Origin of the sequence: Pseudomonas sp. MEJ108 (genome assembly GCF_030208985.1) — a bacterium.
Lineage (GTDB): Bacteria > Pseudomonadota > Gammaproteobacteria > Pseudomonadales > Pseudomonadaceae > Aquipseudomonas > Aquipseudomonas fragariae.
Genome location: NZ_JARVSW010000004.1, coordinates 191,280 through 214,959 on the forward strand (window position 1 = coordinate 191,280; position 23,680 = coordinate 214,959).

At 60.2% G+C, this 23,680-nt stretch carries 15 protein-coding genes; 5 read left to right on the forward strand and 10 right to left on the reverse strand.

Annotation, left to right across the window (positions count from 1 at the left end; genetic code table 11):
* Window positions 1–159: 159 nt before the first annotated feature.
* The 9 genes from QRN50_RS01945 to QRN50_RS01985 form a co-directional block, all read right to left on the reverse strand.
* Window positions 160–1,623 carry an efflux transporter outer membrane subunit gene (locus QRN50_RS01945; protein WP_024641296.1) on the reverse strand — a complete coding sequence of 488 codons (1,464 nt, stop codon included), beginning with the start codon at window positions 1,621–1,623 and terminating at the stop codon, window positions 160–162.
* Window positions 1,620–4,727 (reverse strand): efflux RND transporter permease subunit, encoded by a 3,108-nt coding sequence (locus tag QRN50_RS01950; RefSeq protein ID WP_060406189.1) that lies wholly within the window; start codon window positions 4,725–4,727, stop codon window positions 1,620–1,622. The genes QRN50_RS01945 and QRN50_RS01950 overlap by 4 nt, the downstream gene beginning before the upstream one ends.
* Window positions 4,724–7,834 (reverse strand): MdtB/MuxB family multidrug efflux RND transporter permease subunit, encoded by a 3,111-nt coding sequence (locus QRN50_RS01955; RefSeq protein ID WP_024641294.1) that lies wholly within the window; start codon window positions 7,832–7,834, stop codon window positions 4,724–4,726. Before QRN50_RS01955 ends, QRN50_RS01950 begins: the two co-directional genes overlap by 4 nt.
* The gene (locus QRN50_RS01960; protein WP_060406219.1) at window positions 7,831–9,135 is read right to left on the reverse strand and encodes an MdtA/MuxA family multidrug efflux RND transporter periplasmic adaptor subunit; all 1,305 of its coding nucleotides are present in this window, start codon (window positions 9,133–9,135) and stop codon (window positions 7,831–7,833) included. The genes QRN50_RS01955 and QRN50_RS01960 overlap by 4 nt, the downstream gene beginning before the upstream one ends.
* A 152-nt stretch (window positions 9,136–9,287) precedes the next feature.
* Window positions 9,288–9,788: a thiol peroxidase gene (gene tpx, locus QRN50_RS01965; protein WP_003402767.1), complete on the reverse strand. Its 501-nt coding sequence runs from the start codon at window positions 9,786–9,788 to the stop codon at window positions 9,288–9,290.
* Between the two features lie 90 nt (window positions 9,789–9,878).
* Entirely contained in the window at window positions 9,879–10,796 is a 918-nt protein-coding gene (locus QRN50_RS01970; RefSeq protein ID WP_024651443.1) for a LysR family transcriptional regulator, read from the reverse strand.
* A gap of 119 nt (window positions 10,797–10,915) precedes the next feature.
* Window positions 10,916–14,596: a translocation/assembly module TamB domain-containing protein gene (locus QRN50_RS01975; protein WP_096127272.1), complete on the reverse strand. Its 3,681-nt coding sequence runs from the start codon at window positions 14,594–14,596 to the stop codon at window positions 10,916–10,918.
* Between the two features lie 5 nt (window positions 14,597–14,601).
* Complete coding sequence (locus QRN50_RS01980; RefSeq protein ID WP_096127267.1) at window positions 14,602–16,326, reverse strand: autotransporter assembly complex protein TamA; 1,725 nt, start codon at window positions 16,324–16,326, stop codon at window positions 14,602–14,604.
* Window positions 16,327–16,385: 59 nt separating this feature from the next.
* Window positions 16,386–17,057: a GNAT family N-acetyltransferase gene (locus QRN50_RS01985; protein ID WP_003345438.1), complete on the reverse strand. Its 672-nt coding sequence runs from the start codon at window positions 17,055–17,057 to the stop codon at window positions 16,386–16,388.
* A gap of 192 nt (window positions 17,058–17,249) precedes the next feature.
* Here QRN50_RS01985 and xthA point away from each other — a divergent pair, with 192 nt between their 5' ends.
* The gene (gene xthA, locus QRN50_RS01990; RefSeq protein WP_024641291.1) at window positions 17,250–18,062 is read left to right on the forward strand and encodes an exodeoxyribonuclease III; all 813 of its coding nucleotides are present in this window, start codon (window positions 17,250–17,252) and stop codon (window positions 18,060–18,062) included.
* Window positions 18,063–18,210: 148 nt separating this feature from the next.
* Complete coding sequence (locus QRN50_RS01995) at window positions 18,211–19,554, forward strand: substrate-binding domain-containing protein (protein WP_003402773.1); 1,344 nt, start codon at window positions 18,211–18,213, stop codon at window positions 19,552–19,554.
* 11 nt (window positions 19,555–19,565) lie between these two features.
* Here the strand turns inward: QRN50_RS01995 and QRN50_RS02000 are convergent, their stop codons facing one another.
* Window positions 19,566–20,795 carry an acyl-CoA dehydrogenase gene (locus QRN50_RS02000; protein ID WP_003402774.1) on the reverse strand — a complete coding sequence of 410 codons (1,230 nt, stop codon included), beginning with the start codon at window positions 20,793–20,795 and terminating at the stop codon, window positions 19,566–19,568.
* A 185-nt stretch (window positions 20,796–20,980) separates the two neighbouring features.
* On the opposite strand from QRN50_RS02000, the gene QRN50_RS02005 reads away from it, so the two are divergent.
* The 3 genes from QRN50_RS02005 to QRN50_RS02015 all read left to right on the forward strand — a co-directional run bounded on the left by QRN50_RS02005 (window position 20,981) and on the right by QRN50_RS02015 (window position 23,398).
* Window positions 20,981–21,910 (forward strand): LysR family transcriptional regulator, encoded by a 930-nt coding sequence (locus QRN50_RS02005; protein WP_096127266.1) that lies wholly within the window; start codon window positions 20,981–20,983, stop codon window positions 21,908–21,910.
* 165 nt (window positions 21,911–22,075) lie between these two features.
* Window positions 22,076–22,468, forward strand: a complete 393-nt coding sequence (locus QRN50_RS02010; protein WP_003318521.1) for a MerR family transcriptional regulator — start codon at window positions 22,076–22,078, stop codon at window positions 22,466–22,468.
* A 30-nt stretch (window positions 22,469–22,498) separates the two neighbouring features.
* Window positions 22,499–23,398: a hydroxymethylglutaryl-CoA lyase gene (locus tag QRN50_RS02015; protein ID WP_003402776.1), complete on the forward strand. Its 900-nt coding sequence runs from the start codon at window positions 22,499–22,501 to the stop codon at window positions 23,396–23,398.
* The last annotated feature ends 282 nt before the right edge of the window (window positions 23,399–23,680 follow it).

A 23,680-nucleotide genomic window follows, 5' to 3' on the forward strand; every position in this document is an offset into this window, starting at 1 on the left:
GGAAACCAATGAGCGCGTCCATGCCGATCTTGTGCGGGTGATTGTACGCATTAGCGGCCGAATGTCGCGGCACTTGGTCGCAAAGCTGGCGAATAGCTATTATTTTTTCGTTTACTGCGAACAGTTCCACTGAAAATCTGCGTTCTGAACCCGAAATACTTATTCCCGGAGCGTCAAACCTGTTTCGGCATCCCAGCCCCCGCCCAGTGCGGCGATCAATTGAACGCTGGCAATCAACCGGCTTTGCAGCACGCTGAGCACACTGCGTTCGTTGCTCAAGGCAGTCGCCTGAACATTGACGACGTCCAGATAACCGATCAGCCCGGCCTTGTATTGATTGTTGGTCAGGCGCAGCGAATCACGAGCCGAGACCAGCGCTTCCTGGCGCACCGCAGCCTCCTGCTCGTATACCTTGAGCTGAACCAGATAGTTCTCGACCTCCTGAAAACCGTTCAGCACGGTCTGCCGGTACTGGGCAACAGTCTGGTCATACACGGCCTCGGTACGATCAACCTCGGCCGAGCGCCTGCCGCCGTCGAACAGGGTCAGCGCCAGCTGCGGGCCTACCGACCAGAAGCGGTTGGGCAGGCTGATCCAGTTGGCAAAGGTACTGCTGCTGTAACCGCCGCTCATGCTCAGCGTGAAGTCCGGATAATAAGCCGCCTTGGCCACGCCGATGTTGGCATTGGCGCCCATTACAGAGCGCTCGGCTGCAGCAATATCAGGTCGGCGTTCGAGCAGCTGCGAAGGCAGGCCTGGCGGGATCTGCGGCAACTGCGGAATCGAGGTGCTGGCGGGCAGATTGAAGTCTGCCGGTGCCATGCCCATCAGTACAGCGATGGCATTCTCGAATTGCGCACGCTGCCAGGCCAGATCGATCAGATCGGCCTGGGTGCTTTTCAACTGCGTCTGCGCCTGCGCGACAGCATCACTTCCGGAGATACCGGCCCGGTACTGGTTCTGCGTCAGCGTCAGGGAGCGCTGATAGGCATCCACCGTGGATTCGAGCAGGCGTTTTTGTTCATCGATCACGCGCAATTGCAGGTAATTCTGTACCAGCTCCGATTGCAGACTCAGGCGCATCGCGGCCAGGTCGGCAAGACTTGCCTGAGCATTGGCGGTGTCAGCCTCCAGCCCGCGACGCAACTTGCCCCAGACATCGGCCTCCCAACTGACGCCCAGTTGCGCGTTGTAACTGTTGCGAATCCCCGAGGCACTCGTGCCGCTATTCGACGTGCCTGTGCCCTGCCCCGAGCGGGTTTTGCCGGTTGTCAGGTCAAGCGTAGGCAGGAATGCAGCCCTGGAGCTGCGCACCAGTGTCTGTGCCTGTCGATACTGCGCATCGTACTGGGCGACGGTCTGGTTGGACGTGTTAAGGCGCTCGACCAGAGCGTTCAGTTGCGGGTCCTTGTACACCTCCCACCACGCACCTTTGGCCATCCCGTCACTCGGCGTCGCCGTACGCCAGCCCTGCGCAGCCTTGAACTGCGCGGGTGCGGCCATAGACGGCTTCTGGTAATCCGGACCCACAGCGCAGGCGCTGAGCAGCACCACACAAAGCCCCAGCGCGAATGGACGAATCAGCCCTGTCGGGCGGGAGGTGAATGCCAGGCGTTCGGTCATAGCGGAGTTTCCAGAGCAGCATCGGTGCGCACGCCACGCCATTTGTTGTAACGATGGCGCAGACGGTCGAGATAAAGGTAAACCACCGGAGTGGTGTAAAGGGTCAGGACCTGACTGAAGATCAGACCGCCGATGATGGTCAAGCCCAGCGGCTTGCGCATTTCAGCGCCTTCGGCGGTGCTCAACAGCAATGGCAAGGCGCCCAGGATGGCGGCCATCGTAGTCATCAGAATAGGCCGCAGGCGCTGCAGGCAGGCGCTGCGGATCGACTCTTGCGGCGTCATTCCCTGTTCGCGCTCCAGATGCAGGGCAAGGTCGATCATCATGATCGCGTTTTTCTTGACCACGCCGATCAGCAGGAACAACCCCAACAGGGAGATCAGACTGAATTCGCTGCCCAGCACATAGATCGTCAGCAATGCGCCAACCCCTGCGGACGGAAGCGTCGAAAGGATCGTCAGCGGATGAATGTAGCTTTCGTAGAGGATCCCCAGCACCAGGTACACCGCCAGCAACGCACCGAGGATCATCCACGGCTGACTCTTCTGCGTCGAGGCGAAGGCATTGGCGGTCCCGGCCATTTTGGAAATGATGTCGGACGGCAGACCGATGGCGGCAATCGCCCGCTCTATCGCCACGGTGGCCTTGTCGAGGCTGGCCCCTTCGGCCAGATCGAAGGAAATGTTTTCAGCCGCGAACTGACCGTCATGCGATACCCGGTCGTTGGCCAGACTGCGCTCGTAATGGGCGATGCTCGACAGCGGTACGCGCTGCCCGTCTGCGGTAATCACCTGGACCTGCTCCAGCGTCACCGGATCCTGGGCGTATTTTGGATTGACCTCCATCACCACCTTGTACTGGTTGAGGCTGTCATAGATGGTCGATACCTGGCGCTGGCTGTAAGCGTTGTTGAGCACCGCCGTGACCATGTTCATATCGATACCCAGCCGCTTGGCCGTGTCACGGTTGACCACCAGGGTCACCTGCTGTGCCCCGCGCCCTTCCCGTGCGTCGATGGCGGTCAGCTCGGGTATCGACTTGAGCGCTGCGACGATCTTCGGGTACCACAGACGCAGGCTGCCCAGGTCAGCGCTCTGCACGATGTATTGATACTGCGAACTGGTCTGCTCGCGACCGCCGCCCAGTTGCAGGTCCTGATCCGGTGCCAGGAACAGTCTGCCGCCCGGCACATGCGGCATGTTCTTGCGCAGGCGCTCGACCACTTTCTCGGCAGACAGCTTGCGCTCGGCAATCGGCTTCAGGCGCACGATCATGAAAGCGTTATTGGTGCCACCGCTGCCACCGATAAAACCGGCAACGCTTTCCACCGCAGGGTCAGCGAGAATCGACAGGCGGAAGCTCTCCATTTTCGGCTGCATGACCGAAAACGAAAGGCCATCGTCACCGCGCACGAAACCCATCAGTTGCCCGGTGTCCTGTTGCGGCAGAAAGGTCTTGGGTACCACCACATACAGCGCGATGTTGACCACCACGGTGATCAGCAGGCTGAGCAGCGTCAGCCTTCGATGCCGCATCACCCAGCCCAGCGAGCGGTCGTAGCCTGCCACCATTCGATCGTTGACCCGCTCGCTCCAGCGCTGAAAGGCGTTTTCCCCATGGGCTTCGCGTGGCTTCAACCAGCGCGCGCACAACATTGGCGTCAGGGTCAGGGACACGATCAGCGAGACGATGATCGACACTGACAAGGTAATGGAAAACTCGCGAAACAGACTTTCGACCAGACCGCCCATGAACAGGATGGAAATGAACACCGCGACCAGCGAGACGTTCATCGACAGCAAGGTGAACCCCACCTCCTTGGCGCCCAGAAAAGCCGCTTTCATGGGGTCAAGGCCGTTGTGAATATGCCGGGAGATGTTTTCCAGCACGACGATGGCGTCGTCCACCACCAGACCGGTGGCGAGGATCAACGCCATCAGTGACAGGTTGTTCAGCGAGAAGCCGAACAGGTGCATGATCGCAAAGGTGCCGACCAGCGATACCGGAACCGCCAGGGTGGGGATCAGCGAGGCGCGAAAACTGCCAAGGAACAGGAACACCACCATCACCACCAGCACCACGGCAATCAGCAGGGTCATTTCGGCTTCGTGCAGCGTCGCCTTGATCACCGGCGAGCGGTCCATCGCGATATTGAGACTGACACTGGCCGGCAGCACCGCTCGCAACGCTGGCAACTGCGCCTTGATCTGCGCCACGGTTTCAATGATGTTGGCGCCCGCCTGGCGGTTGACGACCAGCAGCACGGCACGGTCATTGTTGTAGAAGCCGCTGTTGTAACGGTCTTCCACGGCGTCGCTGACTTTCGCCACGTCCTTCAGGCGCAAGGTCGCTCCGTCCTTGTAGCGAATGATCAGCGGCGCATAATCCTTGGCGGTTTCCAGCTGATCGTTGGCCTGCACCTGCCAGTTATGCTGGTCGTCCTCCACAAACCCCTTCGGTCGCCTTACGTTGGCGCCGGTGATCGCAGTCCGCACGTCGTCGAGCGATACGCCGTACTGGGAGAGCATCTGCGGCTCCAGCTCGATACGCACAGCAGGCAGCGAGCTGCCGCCGATCTGCACTTCGCCGACCCCGGAAACCTGTGACAGGCTCTGCGACAGGATGGTGGACGCCAGGTCGTAAAGCTGGCCTTTTTCCAGCACTGTCGACGTCATCGACAACACCATGATCGGCGCCTGGGACGGGTTGACCTTCTTGTAGGTCGGCATGCTGCGCATCCCGCTGGGCAGCAGGTTGCGTGAGGCATTGATGGCCGCCTGCACTTCCCGGGCAGCGCCGTTGATGTCGCGATTCAGATCGAACTGCAGAATGATCCGCGTGGTGCCCTGGCTTGAATTGCTGGTCATGGTGTTGACACCGGCAATACTGCCCAGCGAACGCTCCAGCGGCGTGGCCACCGTGGACGCCATCACCTCAGGGCTGGCACCGGCGAGGCTGGCCGAAACCACAATCACCGGGAAATCCATGTTCGGCAACGGTGCCACCGGCAACAGGCGAAAGCTCACCGCGCCCAGCAGCATGATCGCCAGGCTCAGCAGAACGGTCGCGACGGGGCGGCGGATGAACGGCGCTGAGAGGTTCATGCGTCAGCCCGTTCCAGTCGGTCCGGGTCGGCAGGTTTGCGACTCCAGCGACGGCCAAGGCGGTCGAAATACAGGTAGATGACCGGCGTGGTGAACAGTGTCAGCACCTGACTGAGCAACAGCCCGCCGACCATCACCAGCCCCAGGGGTTGCCGCAATTCGGCGCCGGAACCGCTGGCGAGCATCAGCGGGATGGCGCCGAACAGCGCTGCCAGGGTGGTCATGAGAATCGGCCGAAAGCGCAACAGCGCCGCGTCGTAGATCGCCTGCTCGGGCGCAACACCGCGGTTGCGCTCCGCGTCGAGCGCGAAGTCGATCATCATGATCGCGTTCTTCTTGACGATACCGATCAACAGAATGATGCCGATGATCGCAATCATCCCCAGATCGTTGCCGCTGATCAGCAGAGCCAACAAGGCCCCCACTGCGGCCGACGGCAGGGTCGAGAGGATGGTGATCGGGTGAATGTAGCTCTCGTAGAGCACGCCCAGCACGATGTACATGGTGACCACCGCCGCCAGAATCAGCAGCAACGTGCTGGACAACGAAGCCTGAAACGCTTCGGCAGCGCCCTGGAACTGGGTCTGCACGCCAATCGGCATGCCGATCTCCTGCTCGACCTGCTCGATCACCTTCACCGCCTTGCCCAAGGCAATATCGGGTGCCAGGTTGAACGACATCATCACTGCAGGAAACTGCCCGAGGTGAGCGATGGCCAGCTGCGCCTGGCGCTGCTCGACACGTGCCAGACTCGACAGCTTCACCTGTGCGCCATCGGTGGTCTTGACGTGGATCTGCTCGAGCGCCGCCGGGCCGAGCTCACTGCCCGATGCAGCCTGCAGCACCACGCGGTACTGGCTGGCCTGCGTGTAGATGGTGGATATCTGGCGCTGACCGAATGCGTCGTACAGCGCATCGGTAATGTTCGCAACCGTGACCCCGACCCGGCTGGCCGCATCACGATCGATGTTCAGGTACACCTGCAAACCTTTGTCCTGCAGGTCGCTGGCCACATCCCTCAGTTCGGGCCGCTTGCCGAGCGCGTCTACCAGTTTTTCGCTCCACAACGTCAGCAGTTCGGCGTCGGGCGACGACATGCTGAATTGATACTGGGTACGACTGACCCGGTCTTCGATGGTCAGATCCTGCACCGGCTGCATGAACAGACGGATATCCGACAGTTTGTCGACCTCTGGCTGCAGGCGCTGGATCACCTCGGACGCAGTCAGGTCGCGCGCTCCGTGAGGCTTGAGGTTGATCAGCAGACGCCCGCTGTTGAGCGTGGCATTGTCACCGTCGACACCGATGTAGGACGACAGACTGACCACTGCCGGGTCCTTGAGAATGATGTCGGCCAGTGCCTGCTGACGCTGGCTCATCGCCGCGAAAGAGACCGACTGTGGCGCTTCCGAAATACCCTGGATCACCCCGGTATCCTGCACCGGGAAAAAGCCTTTGGGCACGACGATGTACAGCAGCACCGTCAATGCCAGGGTGGCCAAAGCGACCAGCAGGGTCAGTGGCTGATGCTTGAGCACCCAGCGCAGCCTGCCCGCGTAGATGTCGATCAGCCAGTCGATCCAGGCACCACTGGCGCGGTAAAAGCGGCTCTGCTCTTCTTCCCTGGGCTCGCGCTTGAGCAAGCGTGCGCACATCATTGGCGTCAGGGTCAGCGAGACCACCAGCGATATCAATATCGCGACCGCCAGGGTAATCGCGAACTCGCGGAACAGCCGCCCTACCACGTCGGCCATGAACAACAGCGGGATCAATACCGCAATCAGTGACAGGGTCAGGGAGATCAGGGTGAAACCGATCTGCTTCGCGCCCTTGAGCGCGGCCTGCAATGGCGTCTCGCCTTCTTCGATATGCCGGGAGATGTTTTCCAGCATGACGATGGCGTCATCGACGACGAAACCTGTGGCAATGGTCATGGCCATCAGCGTCAGGTTGTTGACCGAGAAACCGGCCAGGTACATCACGCCGAACGTGCCTACCAGCGACAGCGGAACGGCGATCGAAGGAATGATCGTCGCGCTGAAACGACGCAGGAACAGGAACGTGACCAGCACCACCAGGATGATCGCGATCAGCAATTCGTGCTGAACATCGGTCACCGACGCGCGGATCGTCTGCGTGCGGTCCGTCAGGACCACGACGTCGAGCCCCGCCGGAAGGTTTTCGGTGATCGACGGCAGCAACGCCTTGATCCGGTCGACCACCTCGATCACGTTGGCGCCCGGCTGGCGCTGAATATTCAGCAGCACCGCCTGGCTCCGATTGGCCCAGGCCGCGAGCCGCTCGTTTTCGGCACCATTGACGATTTCGGCGACATCCTTCAGGCGCAAGGGTGCGCCATCCTTGTAAGCCAGAATCAGGTTGGCGTACTCCTCCGGAGACTTCAGCTGATCGTTGGCATCCAGCATCGACACCCGGGTCGGCCCGTCGAAGTTACCCTTCGGCTGGTTGACGTTGGAGGCGCTGATCAGGGTACGCACATCGGACAGGTTGAGGCTGTTGGCGGCGAGCGCCTCCGGATTGACCTTGATCCGTACCGCCTGACGCTGCCCGCCGGCAATGCTGACCATGCCGACACCGCTGATCTGCGAGATCTTCTGCGCCATGCGCGTATCGACCAGATCATTGAGCTTGGGCAACAACATGGTTTTCGAAGTGATCGCCAGGGTCAGAACCGGAGTATCGGCCGGGTTGACCTTGTTGTAGACCGGAGGCGCTGGCAGGTCAGTTGGCAGCAGGTTGGTGGCCGCGTTGATCGCTGCCTGCACCTGCTGCTCGGCGACATCCATATTGATTTCAAGGCTGAAGCGCAAGGTAATGACCGACGCACCGCCAGAGCTGGTCGAGGCCATCTGTGTCAGGCCGGGCATCTGTCCGAATTGACGTTCCAGCGGCGCAGTCACGGAGCTGGTCATCACCTGCGGGCTGGCACCCGGGTACAGGGTCATCACCCGGATGGTCGGGTAGTCGACCTGGGGCAACGCCGAAACCGGTAACAAGGTATAGGCGATCAGACCCGCCAGGACGATTGCCAACATGCTCAGTGTGGTGGCAACCGGACGCAGGATGAACAGGCGCGACATGTTCATACGTTTGGTTTTTCCACCTTGCCGAGCGCCGCCGACTTGTCGGTCTTGCTGTCAGGCTTGCCTTGCAGCTTCTGAGCCGGGCCAGCCGGGACTTCCTTGCTGTCGTTGACGACTTCGACTTCGGCACCGTCGCGCAGACGGTCGGTGCCTTCGAGCACCACCCGCTCGCCGGCTGCCAGACCTTCGGTAATCACCGTGGATGTCTCGTCGCTCGGGCCGGTCTTCAGCAGTTTGAGCTTGACCTTCTTGTCACCGTCCAGCACGTAGACAAAGGTCCCGTCGGTGCCAAACTGCACGGCAGCCGTCGGCACCAGCGTGACTTTTTTCAGCGTGTCGGCGCGCAGCCGTATATTGACGAACTGATTGGGAAACAGGACCTCGTCGCTGTTATCGAAACGCGCCTTGAACTTCAGTGTGCCGGTGGCCACGTCGATCTGGTTGTCGAGGCTGGCCAGTACGCCGGTGGCCTGCATCTTCGTATCGCCACGGTCCCAGGCTTCGACCGGCAGCTTGTCGCCGGTGCGGTAGCGGGAAATGACTTTCGACAGGTCCTTTTCAGGCAGCGTGAATGCGACGGAAATAGGCTGGGTCTGGGTAATAACCGCCAGTGCCGTGGTGTCATTGGCGGCAACCAGATTACCCACGTCCAGCTGTTTGAGGCCGACACGCCCGGCAATCGGGGCACGGATGCGACTGAAGTCCAGGTTGAGTTTTGCGTCAGCCACGGCAGCCTGATTGGTCTTGATGGTGCCCTTGTATTGGTTGACCAGCGACTCGGCAGTGTCGAGGGTCTGCTTGGCGATGCTGTCCTCGGCAAACAAGCCTCGGTAACGCTGCACGTCGAGCTGAGCGTTCTTGAGCAGCGCCTGGTTGGTGGCCAGCGTACCTTCGGCCTGCTGCAACGCCACTTGATAGCTGCGCGGATCGATTTCAGCCAGCAGATCACCCGCCTTGACCATCTGCCCTTCCTGGAAATAAAGCTTGACCAGCTCCCCCGCCACGCGGCTGCGCACATTGATGGTGTTCATCGCCGTCACGGTGCCAAGTGCCTTGTAGTAGATCGGAAAATCACCTTCGGTAGCCGGGGCCACACGCACCGGGACCGCCACAGCCGATCCGCCGAAGCCGGGCCGTGCCATGCCGCTTGTGGCGGTCTTCTTGTGGCTCTCGGTCCCGTTGCCGGAAGTGGACGCAGGCCAGAACCACCAGCACAAGGCAACAATGACCAACAGGACCAACAAACTGATCAACCAGCGACGGGATTTACGGGAGCCAGACGATTGCATGAATAAATCAACCATTACAGGTGGGGGTTTGTTCAGAAGGCTGAACAATAAGCACAGTTACGTTACAAGCAAAGCGCCTTTACCAAGCGCTTACTTTGGATAAACGTATGAAGCACAAACAAAAAAACGGCCTGAGCGGATTCAGGCCGTCTATAGATTGCGGAACGTTACTTCAGCACGGCCAATGCAGCGTCGTAGTTGGGCTCACTACCGATCTCGGCGACCAGTTCGCTGTGCAGCACCTTGTCGTTCTCGTCCAGAACAACCACGGCGCGCGCAGTCAGACCCGCGAGCGGGCCGTCGGCAACGGCAACACCATAATTGCGGGCAAAATCGGCACTGCGGAACGAGGACAGGTTCTGGACATTCTCCAGGCCTTCGGAGCCGCAGAAACGCGCCTGGGCAAACGGCAGGTCGGCCGAGATGCACAGAACCACGGCGTTGCTCAGGTCATTGGCCTGAGTGTTGAATTTGCGTACCGAAGTGGCACAGGTCGGCGTATCGACGCTCGGGAAGATGTTCAATACCTTGCGCTTACCGGCGAAGGAAGCCAGGGTCTTATCGGCAAGACCTGCGCCCACCAGCGTGAAATCGTGTGCCTTGCTACCGACTTCAGGCAGGTTGCCACTGACCTGAACGGGGCTGCCTTTGAGGGTCACTTGAGCCATGAAACACGTTCCTTTTCAAAATGGATGAAAGAGCCGGAAGTTAAACACGAAAGTGTGCCGCGGCCTATATGGGATAATTCTGAATTTTTTTCAGGAAACCAGTCTGTCCCTGATATCTGTGTGGGCACACAATTCCACCAGCCAATCAACGAATACCCTGACCCGTCGTGACAACTGTCGATGCGGGGGGTAAAGCGCGGTCAGTGGCAGCGGCGGCGGACGATGCAATCGCAATACTTCCACCAGCCCACCGCTGCGCAATTGCGCGGCGACATGGTAGCGCGGCACCTGAATCAGGCCGAAACCGGCTTCGCACGCTGCGACATAACCGTCGGCACTGTTGACAGCGATCGAGCAGGCCGATGCGTGTTCGACGCCCATACCAGCAGCCATGAACTCGAGGCCATAACGCTTGCCGGTGCTGGTCGAAAAATATTCGATTACCTGATGTTGCGCGAGCGCCTGCAGGTCCAGTGGCGTGCCGTGTTGCGCCAGGTACTCGCGACTGGCGCAGGTAATCTGGGTCAGACTGCCCAGCGGCCTGGCAACCAGTGTTTCATCCAGTGCCGCTCCGGCACGCAACACGCAGTCCACGCCTTCGCGGATCAGATCGACCGGCCTGTCACTCATGCCGATCTCCAGGCGGATCTGCGGGTAGCGTCGGCTGAATTCAGGCAGCGCCGGGATGATGATCATGCGCCCCAGACTGACCGGCAGATCGACACGCAACAGCCCCTTGGGCTCGGCCCCCGTCGCAGAGAACGATGCCTCGGCATCGTCCAGATCGGCCAGCAGGCTGACGCAGCGCTGGTAATAGGCCTTGCCGTCCGGGGTGGCACTGACCTGCCGCGTCGTACGCTGCAAAAGCTGTACGCCCAGATGCGCTTCGAGCTGCTTGATCAGAATCGTCACCGAGGCACGCGGCATGTGCAGACTCTCGGCCGCCCTGGCGAAACCGCCCAGTTCGACGATACGGGTGAACACGCGCATGGCGTTGAATCGATCCATGATGGCCGGCAACCTGAAGGTAGGTGACATGTGAGGGAACTTGCAGTTGCAAGAAAGACGCCCGGGAAAGGCCAGACGGCTGGGCGCAGAGCCGTGCTTTTAACGCCACCAACCCTTGCCTAGAAGTCCCTTTTATAGAAAATATCCAGCGAGCTGGCAACACCGCTTGCGGCCTCGAGGTACACGCGCTTGCTGAGCAGATAGCGCAAGGCGATGGTATTGGCCGGTTCAAACACGCCCACGCCATAACGCAGGCTGAGCTTGTCGGTGATCTTGCCGCTGGCAACCACGTTGGTCTTGTCGCCGGTTCCCGAGGTGTCCAGTTCGAAGTCCTTGATCCCCAGATTGTCGGCGAGCTTGCCAGTGGTCGACGAGCTACCTGCCACACCCAATGCCAGCGCAGCCTGAGCGACCATGTTGTTGTCTTCGCCGGAAGTGCTGAGCGGTCTGCCCATGACCAGATAGGAAAGCGCCTGCTCCTGGCTCATCGCAGGTTCGGAGAACACCTCGGTGGTAGGCTGCTCGGCGCTGCCGGTCAGGCGAATACCGGCAATCACGTCGTCGGTCTGCCGAATCGCCTCGATGTCCAGATAAGGCTGGTCGACCGGACCGGCAAACAGTAGACGCGCCTTGCGGATGGTCAGCCGCTGCCCATAGGCGCGATACCGACCATCGTTCAGGTTCAGTTCGCCACGGGTGTCCAGATTGTCGCCAATGTGCACATGCCCGACCAGATTGGCGGTCAGCCCGAAGCCGCTGAAGCTGAGCTTTTCCTGGCCGACGTCCACATCGATATCCATCGCCACCGCGAGCGGCGGAGCGCCTTCCTCGGTCTGCTGTCCGACGATTACCGTGTCACCGGAGAGCTTCACAGTGGAAGGCGGCAACTCGCGTACGGTAATCGCGCCATTGGGCACCAGCACCTTGCCGGAGATGGCCAGTCGCTCGCCCTGCATGGAGATTTTCAGATCAGGCGCCGCCTCTACCGCCGCATAGGGTTCGACAGTGATCGGCAGGCGCGAGCCCTTGAGGCTCACATCGACGTTCAGGCTCTGCCCCCAGGCCACCTGACCGCCTATGCTGCCCTGCCCGGTGCTGCCACTTTTCCAGCCGCCATTGAGCTGTACGCTTGCTCCGGCAATCAACGCCTGGACCTTGAGGTCGTGCAGTTCCATGGGCAGCTCTGCCCCCGCCACCTCACCCCCTTCAAGCGTCACGTTGCCGTTGACCAGCGGCGCCAGCAACGTGCCTGACAACCGGCCATTGCCATTCAGACGCCCATTGAGTTTCTGCACCATTGGCGCGAAAGGACGTGCCACCGAGATATCCAGCCCCGAGAGGTTGAAGTCACCTGCCAGGGTTTTGTCCTTGGCCAGCGGGTCGATCTGCGCGTTGAGCAGCAGCCTTCCCAGCTTGCCGCCATCGAAGTCCAGACGCGTGTCGATGCGTTTGGGCGCCAGCGTGGTGACCAGTTTCAGCGTCTGATAAGGGAAGTCCAGCCACTGATTGTTGTTGCGTACCCGCAGCGTTCCGCCTCCGGCGTCAATCGTGACCTTGCCGCTGGGGCCGGCTGCCGGAATGTCGAGCTGCACGTCTGCATTCAGCGCGCCCTTCCAGGCAAAATCCTTGGGCATCCATTGCGCCAGGCTGTCCAGCGGGAAATTCTTGAGTTGATAACGCAGATGGGGTTCAGGCATCAGCCGCTGATCACCGCCACACAGGCTGGCAGCTCCGGACAACCAACAATGCGCACCGAAGTTGAGCCGGCCATCGGCCAGACGCTCGATCTTCGCTGGCTGCTGCAAACGCCAGTTCTGCCCGCCGCTCTGCACCGTACCGCTGGCCAGTCGGCCTCGCCAATCACCCTTGTCCAGACCACCGTCAAGGCCGATGGCCAGTTTGAGCAGAGGTCCTTGCAGGTCCAGCTTCACCTGCTGGCTCTTGAGCGTGCCCTGACCGTCCACCAGCAAGGTGCCCAACTGGGTATCGCCAGCCTGAATACCGGTGCCTTTCAGGTTGATGACCGCGCGTTGCGCCTGATCCAGTCTGGCGTTGAGCGTGAGGGTTTGCAGACGATTGTCCTGCAAGGCGAGCTGGCTGCCCTGCAAGGCCAGTTGTCCCTGGGGTGCCTGCAGCGTTCCGGCCAGGTCCAGCCGGCCTTTGACCTGCCCCTGCAAACGTGGCCAAAGCTGGGCCAGACGCGGCAGATCCAGGTCCAACTGCCCCTTGAGACGCTCCTGCAGACTACCCATTCCTTGAATACGGTTGTCCCCGAGGCGGATGTTCAGACTGCTGACATTCCATTGCTGATCACGGCCGTCAGCCTTGGCTTGCAGCAGCGCAGGCTGACCACGCAGGCGCCCTTTCAAATCAAGGTCGGCGCTGAGTTCAAGCTGCTCGTTGCGCATCTGACCTTTGCTGCGTAACGGGCCTGCCAGTGTGCCGGGCAGTTCGGCAACCCAGAATGAAGGGTCCAGCGCACTCAGGTCCAGAGCCGTATCCCAGCCGATACCGTCAGCGAACTGCAGGTTCAGGAAACCGCTGGCCTTGCCCTGCCCGGCGACCAGTTCCAGCTGCGGCAGATGAATCTCCTGCAGATTGCCGCTGAACGGGCTGACCAGTGTGAACGCACCGGCAGGCCCCTTGAGGCTGGCGTTGAAATTGCCGAGGTAATTGCCATCGGTATAGGAAATATCGCCCTTGAAGGCATGCAATGCCACCTGAGGCTCTGAAGCCAGTGGATACAGGCGCTGCCAGGGGAAATCCAGCCAGTCGATGCTTGCATCCGCAGAAAAACCGCTCTGCCAGTTCATCTTGCCGTTGATGGCCAGACGCTGCTGATCATCGGCGGCCAGATCGAGTCCGGCGATGGTTGCGCCGTTGGCATCCACGCTTCCTTTCAATGACAACGCAACAGGGCCTTTCTCTGCGGGCAGGCTGGCACTGCCATCTATCAAATAGCCAGAGTCAAGATTGCCCTGGGCCGTCAGCAGCAACTGGTCCAGTTGCAAGGTGTCAGGCAATGCAGCGCTGGGTTTGAAGTGTTCGGCAGTCAGTCTGATGCGTGCCGGAATGTGTTCGGCCAGGGGTTGCAACTCGCCAGTCAGCAATCCCGGCAGATAACCGCTGCTGTCCGCCTTGAGCTGCAGCGTCTTCAGCAGGTCGCCCTGGATGTCCAGAGCCAGCGTCCAGGGCTGGCCATCCTGTGGCGGAAGTTGCAGTTGACCTTGCACGCTGAGTGGCCAGTCGCCCTCGGGTTTCAACAGGCCATTGAGGTCCAGCACCAGCGCATCACGTTGCAGGTGCGCGCTGTCGATCTTCAAGCCTTCGGCGGTCCAGTGCGCTGCCAGCTTGAGATCGCGCAATTGTTCGACGCCATCCAGTTGCAGACCGCCCAGCTGTATATCACCCAGTTGCAGCGCCAGCGGTAACCTGAGCGTCGGTAACTGGATCGGGCCGTCGCTGGCGGGCGTATCGCTCGGCGGGAAATGCATCAGCACCTGCTGCGCATGCAGACGGTCGATGCACAGCGTCATCTTCAACAGGCAGGCCGGCGTCCAGGCAAAATCGACGGATTGAACCTCGACGCGGTCTGCGCCCTGCTGCCACACGAGGCGTTCGGCGCTCCACTGGCCGCCCAGTCGCCCCTGAAAGTTTTCCAGCTGTACACCGGGCACCCGAGCCAAAGCCCACTGGCTGCCCATATGGGTGCCCAGCAGCAGCGCGACACTGATGATCACTAGCAGCAGTAATGCGACGAGTCCCAGCCCGACGACCTTGGCGCCGCGGGTGATATTCACCTTGTTCAAAGCTCCGGCCCCATCGAAAAGTGCAGACGGATTCCGCCGTCATCGTCCAGCGCGTGGGCCAGATCGAGACGCAGCGGGCCTACTGGGGATACCCAGCGCACGCCGAAACCGACTCCGGTTTTCAGGTCTGGCTTGTCCAGGCTGTTGAACGAGTTGCCCTGATCGATGAAGGTCGCCAGGCGCCATTTGTCAGCGATGGAATATTGGTATTCGACGCTACCGGCAAACATGTATCGCCCACCGATGCGGTCGCCGTCGGAATTGGTCGGTGACAACTTCTGATAGTCATAGCCGCGCACGCTCTGATCGCCACCGGCAAAAAAGCGCAGCGAGGGCGGTATCGAGGTGTAACCGTCGGTGAGGTTGCCGCCAAACTGCACGCGACCGAGAAAGCGGTGATTTTGCGCGACGGTCGTCAGCCCTTTGAGCAGCACGTTGGCATGCACCAGATTGGCGTCAGACAACATGCCCTCCTTGGCCACCTGCGTGTCGAACTGCAGTCTGTAACCCTGGTGCGGGTCGATACGGTTGTCACTGCGCAGGTACGAGTAACTGATACCGGGCATCAGCAGCGTGCTGAGGCCGGCGTCATCGCCCAGGCGGTATTCTTCACGCTGCCATTTCAGGGATATGACCCGCTCCCAGCCGCTGGGCAGCTTGCTGTGCCATTCAGGCCCGGCAGTCAGCAATTTGCTGAGGCTGTCGGTTCCGGCGATCTCTTCATACTGATACCCACCGGCGTAGCGCAATTTGTCGGTCAGCGGCGGGTCGAGCGGTACGTCGTACCACAGGCCGATATTCTGCCGTGGCGCGGAAATCTCGGATTCGAAACCATAACTGTGGCCCTGCGGATTGGCCCAATGCCGGGTCCAGTTGGCTTTGCCACGCGGGCCAACGTCAGTCGAATAGCCCAGCCCCAACCCCATGGTGCGAGGCTTGCGGGTTTCGAGCTGAACGGTCACCGGAATAACCTGATTTTCCGCTGCGGTGGGCGCCGCATCGACCCGTACGCCCTCGAAGTAACCGCTGCCCTGCATGGCCTGGGTCAGTTCGGCGATCAGTTGGGAGTCGTAAGGCGTGTTTTCCTTGAACGGCACCATGCGCTTGAGCAGATCGTCATCAAATGGCGCGTCGCCACTGAACATGACCTTGCCGAGCGTGTAGCGCGGCCCGCTTTCATAGACCAGCTCGATATCCGCCACACCGGCCCGCGGGTCGATGGCCAGGCGCTGACGGGTGAAGTGACCGCTGAAAAATCCGTAACGCGAAGCCTGATTCTGGATCAGACGCTTGGCGTCTTCATAATTGCCGTGATTCAACGCCGCGCCGGTTTTCAGCGCGTCGCTGCTCGGCACACGAAAGGCCTTCATTGCTGCCGCCGGGCCTTCGACCCGGATCACCACGTTACGCAGGTGAATGGGTTCGCCCGGCTGGATGTTGATCACCAGGCTCGGTTGATCTCCGTCCTTGATCTCACTATCAATCTGCGCCTGATAATAGCCCAGCGCCTGCGCGGCTTTTTCCGCCTGCTGCTCGGCGCCGAGGCTGAAGTTGCGCAATGCCTGGGCATCACGCTCGCCCAGATCACCGACATACCCTTCGACGTTGGCCTTGAGTTGCGGATTGGCAGGCTTGATCCTGACGTCGAGGCGGGCCTGGGCAAGCGCGGCCGCACTCATGGTCATCAGGAAAACGCTGCTGAATAGTCTGAAAAGCTTCATGGGCGTAGATGCTACCACGATCGACAGGCTGCACTGGAAGCCCACGAATTGCAGGATATTCAGGCCATTACGTCAGGGACCGGCAGTGACACCTGAGGGTTCGGATGAAAAAACACATGCTCGCGGACGGGGCCTACAGCAATTTCACCGATTTCTTCATAGCCCTGCCGCTTATAGAACTCCAGATAACGCGGATTGCCCGTATCTACCACGATGCCCTGGGAGTGTTCATCCACTGCGCACCAGTCGTGCAGCGCCGCCAGCAGTTGCTCGCTCAGGTCCTGACCGAGCTTCTGCCCCTGGAACTCCGGATCAAGGCCGATCAACGGCAGCACATGCACGGTTTCCGACGGCACGCAGGCAAGTACTGCGTTGTAATACGCCAGATAGCGCTGGGTGCAACCCAGGCCGGTGTCCATCACCATGCGCAGACGCCAGGCCCAGCTTTCGGTGACACCCAGACGGCGCTGCGGCGGAGCGATCAGCGCTACGCCGACCAGGCGGTCCTGGAGAAACAGGCCCAGCGCAGGCTGGTTTTGCAAAAAGTGTTGTTTGACCAGTTGGCGGATGGTCGCCAACACGCGTTGCTCATATCCCTCGCGCTCGGCGTTGAACAGATAGGCAAATGTCGGATCGTGCCGGTAGGCCCTGAACAGCAAGGAGCGGGTTTCACGGGAATAACCACTGTCGAGTTGGCGAATTTCACCCGTGATGGCAGCAGGTAGGGACATAAAGGGCCTCGTGTTAACGGAACTGCGTCTGGCGCAGCGGTTTTGGCAAGCAGGCTTTCGAGTGATGGCCATTGATAACAGTTCCAACGAATTATCCAGACACGCCTCGGCCTGCGCTTGCGACGCGGCACTGGTCCTGAAACCACAGGTCGGCTAGCATCGTTGTTTGTTTTTGCTCAGGACCGCTGTTTTATGAAAATCATCTCGTTCAACATCAATGGTCTGCGCGCTCGACCGCATCAGTTGGCGGCGCTGATCGACAAACATCAGCCTGACGTGATCGGTCTTCAGGAAACCAAGGTTTCGGACGAGCAATTTCCCCAGGCGGAAGTCGAAGCGCTGGGCTATCACGTGCACTTCCACGGCCAGAAAGGCCATTACGGTGTCGCTTTGCTGTCTCGTAATGCGCCGCTGGCCCTGCACAAGGGTTTCGAGGGGGACGACGAGGAATCCCAGAAGCGTTTCATCTGGGGTACTTACGCCGACCGCAACGGCCAGCCGGTAACCATCATGAATGGCTACTTTCCACAGGGCGAAAGCCGTGATCACCCAACCAAATTCCCCGCCAAACAGCGCTTTTACGAGAACCTGCAAACGCTGCTCGAGGGCCACTTTCGCAACGATCAGCCGCTGATCGTCATGGGCGATGTGAATATTTCTCCGCAGGACTGCGATATCGGCATCGGCGCCGACAACGCCAAACGCTGGCTGAAAACCGGCAAGTGCAGCTTTCTGCCTGAAGAGCGGGAGTGGATGGAGCGCCTGAAGAACTGGGGCCTGGTGGACAGCTTTCGTCACCTGTACCCGGAGGTCGTCGACCGCTTCAGCTGGTTCGACTATCGTAGCCGTGGCTTTGAAGACGAGCCCAAGCGCGGCCTGCGCATCGATCTGATCATGACCTCTACCGGCTTGCAGCCACGCATCAAGGAAGCCGGTGTGGATTACGACTTGCGCGCCATGGAAAAACCGTCCGACCACGCACCGATCTGGCTTGAACTCAGCTGACTTATCCCCTCCTGTGCCCCTCCCGCGCGATCCCTCCTTAATAAGGCTCGGGTCGCGCTGAAACACGTACAGCCCCTGAAATTGTCATATTCCGGCAATCTCTCTGACTTATTCTCCCGGCACCCTCCCGTGATTCATGGTGACGCCGATGCTGCGCGCTTTGCTTACGGCGCTCATCCTGTCGAGCGCTACCCTGCCCGCTTTCGCGCAAGCCGCACTGCCGTTGCCTGCTGGCGATATACCGGCGTTGCGCATTCAAGGCTCCAACACCATCAACGCCCAACTGGGACCCGCGCTGGTCGAAGGATTGATGCGCCAGCAAGGTCTGCAATCGGTACAGACCCTCCCCGGCAACACCCTCAATGAACAGCGTGTGGTCGGAACCACAGCCGCCGGACAATCGGTCAGTGTCGAAATCGCCGCGCATGGCTCAGGCACCGGTTTTACCGCACTGAAAGCAGGTAACACAGATATCGCAGCCTCTTCTCGACCGATCAAGGATCAGGAGGCCAAAGATCTGGCGAGTCTGGGGGATCTGAAAAGTGCAGCCAGCGAGCAGACCATTGCCATCGACGGCGTTGCAGTGATTCTGCATCCCGGCAATCCGCTGAGACAACTGGATACCCTTCAACTGGCGCGCATTTTCAGTGGCGAAGTCAGAAACTGGAGTGAGGTCGGTGGCAATCCAGGCGCCATCCATCTTTATGTTCGCGATGAAAAGTCCGGCACCTACGAGACGTTCAAGGACCTGGTACTGACCAAATACGGCAAGAGCCTGCTGGGCAGCGCGGCGCGCTTCGAGTCCAGCGAGCAGCTCTCCGACGAAGTCAGCAAGGACATCAATGGTATCGGCTTCATCGGCCTGCCTTCCGTACGCCGCGCCAAGGCGGTGGCCATAGCCGATGGCGATTCCAGGCCCATGCTGCCGACGATCAGCCTGATTGCCACCGAGGACTACCCGTTGTCGCGACGACTGTACTTTTATGTACCCACGTCAACGCCTCAGCGCTGGGCGCAGGCGCTGGTTCGTTTCGCGCAAAGTGCCGAGGGCCAGGCCATCGTCGCGCAAAGCGGTTTTGTCGCGCAGACCGTACAGGTCCTCAAGGTGCAGCCTACCGCGCAGATGCCCGCCGATTACCAGGCGCTGGCACGCAAGGCCGAACGCCTGTCAGTCAATTTCCGCTTTGCTCAGGGCAGCGCGCGCCTGGACAACAAGGCGCAGCAGGACCTCAAGCGGGTTGCGGATTACCTGAAATCCAGCGACAAACTGGACCGGCATGTGACGCTGGTAGGCTTCGGCGACGCCAAGAGCGACCCGGAGCGGGCCGCCCTGCTCTCCAGGCTGCGTGCCATGGCCGTGCGCCGGGAACTGCTGAAAAGAGGCGTAACGTTCCGCGATATCGTTGGTCTGGGTGACGAAATGCCGGTGGCTACCAATGAAATCGACGACGGCCGGATCAAGAACCGTCGGGTTGAAGTCTGGGTGCAGTGATCGACCGCTAGCTAGGACCTGCTGCGCGTTGAGTCTGCCGGCATATATTTGCCCAGTTCATACTTGCCGACGGCAGCGCGATGCACTTCATCCGGGCCGTCAGCCAGACGCAACGTACGCTGCATCGCGTACATGTAGGCCAGCGGGAAATCACTGGAAATCCCGGCGGCGCCGTGCATCTGGATCGCCCGATCAATGACCTTCAGCGCCACGTTGGGCGCGACCACCTTGATCTGCGCGATTTCGCTTCTGGCGACCTTGTTGCCGACGGTATCCATCATGTAGGCCGCTTTCAGGGTCAGCAGGCGTGCCATGTCGATTTCCATGCGCGAGTCGGCGATCAGGTCGATGTTGCCGCCCAGCCTGGCCAACGGCTTGCCGAATGCTACGCGGTCAATGGAACGCCTGCACATCAGCTCCAGCGCCCGCTCCGCCATGCCGATCGAGCGCATGCAGTGGTGAATCCGCCCTGGTCCGAGCCGCCCCTGAGCGATTTCAAACCCACGCCCCTCGCCGAGCAGGACGTTTTCGAACGGAACCCTGACGTTTTCGAACAACACTTCGGCATGGCCATGGGGCGCATCGTCATAACCAAACACCGGCAGTGGCCGCACGATCTTCACGCCGGGCGTATCGACCGGCACCAGAATCATCGAATGCTGCTGATGGCGCGGCCCTTCAGGATTGCTCAGGCCCATGAATATCAGGATTTTGCAGCGCGGGTCGCAGGCACCAGAGGTCCACCACTTGCGACCGTTGATGACCCACTGGTCACCGTCACGCTCAGCGCGCGCGGCCATATTGGTGGCGTCCGATGAGGCCACGTCGGGCTCGGTCATGGCAAAGGCAGAGCGAATCTCACCGCGCAGCAGCGGCTCGAGCCAGCGGGCTTTCTGTTCCTCGCTGGCATAGCGGACCAGTACCTCCATGTTGCCGGTGTCGGGTGCCGAGCAGTTGAAGGGCTCGGGACCGAGCATTGAGCGGCCCATGATTTCCGCCAGCGGCGCATATTCCAGATTGCTCAGGCCGGCGCCCAGTCCGGAGTCGGGCAGGAACAGATTCCACAATCCTTCCGATCTGGCCCGGGCCTTGAGCTCTTCCATGATTGCCGTGGGCTGCCAGCGATCCCCTTCGGCCACTTGCCGCTCGAAAACCGGCTCGGCCGGATAGACGTAGGCATCCATGAACGCCGTGACGCGTTCACGCAGGGCCTGCACCTTCGGGGAATACGCAAAATCCATGGGGTCGCCACCGTGTCGATCAGGTTGTCGAAGTCATGAACACGATGCTAGAGAAACACTGCACATTTATCTAATCTATTCCCAGCGTGTATAAACATTCATAACCGATATATGATCCGTCACCATCGCGGCATTACCACCCCTCTAAACAATCAATCACAATAACGGCACGAGGCGCCCCATCAATGAACCTGAACAAGGTCGATCTCAACCTTTTCATTGTCTTCGACGCCATCTACACCGAAGCCAACCTGACCCGCGCCGGACAGATTGTCGGCATTACCCAGCCTGCAGTCTCCAACGCACTGGCGCGGCTGCGCGAGACCTTCAACGACCCGCTGTTCGTGCGCACGGCACAAGGCATGGTGCCGACACCGATGGCGCAGAACATCATCGGCCCGGTGCGCAACGCCCTTTCGTTGCTCAGGGTATCGGTGCAGGAAAGTCGCATCTTCAACCCGTTGCAGGCCAACAAGAATTACCGCATCAGCATGACCGACCTGACCGAGGCAGTGATCCTGCCAGCGCTGTTCCAGCGACTGCGACGCCTGGCGCCTGCGGTGACCATAGAAAGCTTTCTTTCCAAGCGCCGGGAAACCACCAAGGAACTGGCCGCCGGACGCCTCGACTTCGCTGTGGACGCGCCGCTCAACACTGACCCGCAGGTGCGCCATGTGAAGCTGATGGAGGACCGCTATGTGTGTGGCATGCGCAAGGGGCATCCATTGGCAAACAAGGCCACGCTGACCCTCGACGATTACCTGAGCCAGTCTCATATCCATATCTCCAGCCGCCGCAGCGGGTTGGGCCATGTGGATCTGGCGCTCGGCAAGATGGGCATCCAGCGCAGGATAGCGTTGCGCTCGCAGCACTACATGATGGCAACCCAGGTGCTGCAGCAGACCGACATGGTCATGACTGTGCCCGAGCGCTTCGCCCGACGTAACGACTTGCACTATGTCTACCTGCCAGTCAGCGACGTTCCCTCGGTCGAGACCCACCTGTACTGGCATGAAAGCACCGACCAGGATCCGGCCAATCGCTGGATGCGCGAGCAGATCATCGAACTTTCACAGCGGGTGGTGGCGCAGGAACACAACCTCGAAAAGGTATGAAATATTTAACTTAAGTTATTGATTATAAAAACTTAAATAACATAACTTAATGTCGTTTCTAGGTAGTGGGGTGCGACCGCTCAAGCTCTGGTATCGCCACTGCAGCTTGACGCATACGTAAAGCAGCCCTTAGCTTTGCGGTTGTATACCTCGCCGAGTCATGCCATGAGCAGTCACACCTACAGCATTTCCGAGCTCGCCCGCGAGCTGGACATCACCACCCGCGCCATACGCTTTTACGAAGAGCAAGGCATGCTCAGCCCTGAACGCAAGGGCCTGGAACGTATCTATACGGCCCGTGACAAAGTCACTCTGAAACTGATCCTGCGAGGCAAGCGCATCGGTTTTTCCCTGGCCGAGTGCAAGGAACTGATCTCGTTGTACGACCCTGCCGGTGGCAATCAGAAGCAGTTGCAGACCATGCTGGGCAAGATCGCCGAACGCCGTGATCAGCTGGAGCAGCAGTTGCTGGACATCCAGCAGATGCAACTGGAACTGGACACCGCCGAAGAGCGCTGCCGAGCCGCACTCGATAAAACCGCTGCCGCCCCACTCTGACCCCTTCGCACTGACTACAAAGGCGCCGCCATGTCCCTCCCGCAAAAGGTGAATCTCGTTGAAGTCGGCCCGCGTGACGGTCTGCAGAATGAAGCGCAACCCATCAGTGTCGACGACAAGGTGCGCCTGGTGGATGACCTGACGGCAGCCGGGCTGGGCCATATCGAGGTCGGCAGCTTTGTCTCGGCCAAATGGGTCCCGCAGATGGCGGGCTCGGCTCAGGTGTTCGAGCGGATCCAGCGCCGTGAAGGCGTTATCTATTCGGCTCTGGCGCCGAATCTGCGCGGCTTCGAAGACGCATTGGCTGCCGGGGTCAGAGAAGTCGCGGTGTTCGCGGCGGCGACCGAAGGGTTCTCGCAGCGCAACCTCAACTGCTCGATCAGCGAAAGCCTGGAGCGCTTCGCGCCGGTCATGGAAGCGGCACGGATGCATGGCGTGCGGGTTCGAGGGTATGTGTCGTGCGTATTGGGCTGCCCTTATGAAGGCAGCGTTTCGCCCGAACAGGTCGCGACGGTCGCCAACCAACTGCACGCGATGGGCTGCTATGAAATTTCCCTGGGCGACACCATCGGAACCGGCACGCCGGGCGCCACACGGGCCTTGTTCAACGCCGTGGCTGCGCAGATACCGCGCGGCAAGCTGGCCGGCCACTTCCACGACACCTATGGCCAGGCGCTGGTAAACATCTACGCAAGCCTGGAGGAAGGCATCCAGGTCTTCGACAGCTCAGTGGCTGGCCTCGGCGGCTGCCCCTACGCCAAGGGTGCCAGCGGCAATGTTGCCTCCGAGGACGTGCTGTACATGTTGCAGGGGCTGGGTATCGAAACAGGCGTCGATCTGGACCAGGTCATTGCGGCGGGCCAGCGCATCTGCGACGTACTGCAACGTAGCAATGGCTCCCGCGTGGCCAGAGCCAGACTGTCTGCGTAGCACTGTCACCGGTCGGTAACAGGGTGCGACAACTTGCCACAGAGTGTTACTGTGCCCCGCGTCGAGCAGAGACAAACGGGTAACACGGAAACACTCGGCCGCAGAATCAAACGGTCCGATGCCGGAAAAACAAGGTGATCCCCCGGTATTACAGGGGTTTTGAAAACCTGGCACGGGTCCTGCTATATCCTTTGTACAACAAAAATAAAAACACGCAGCACACCAATAAAAACAACACGTACCGGCTCTGACATAACAAGAACAACACGTACAGAGACGTAG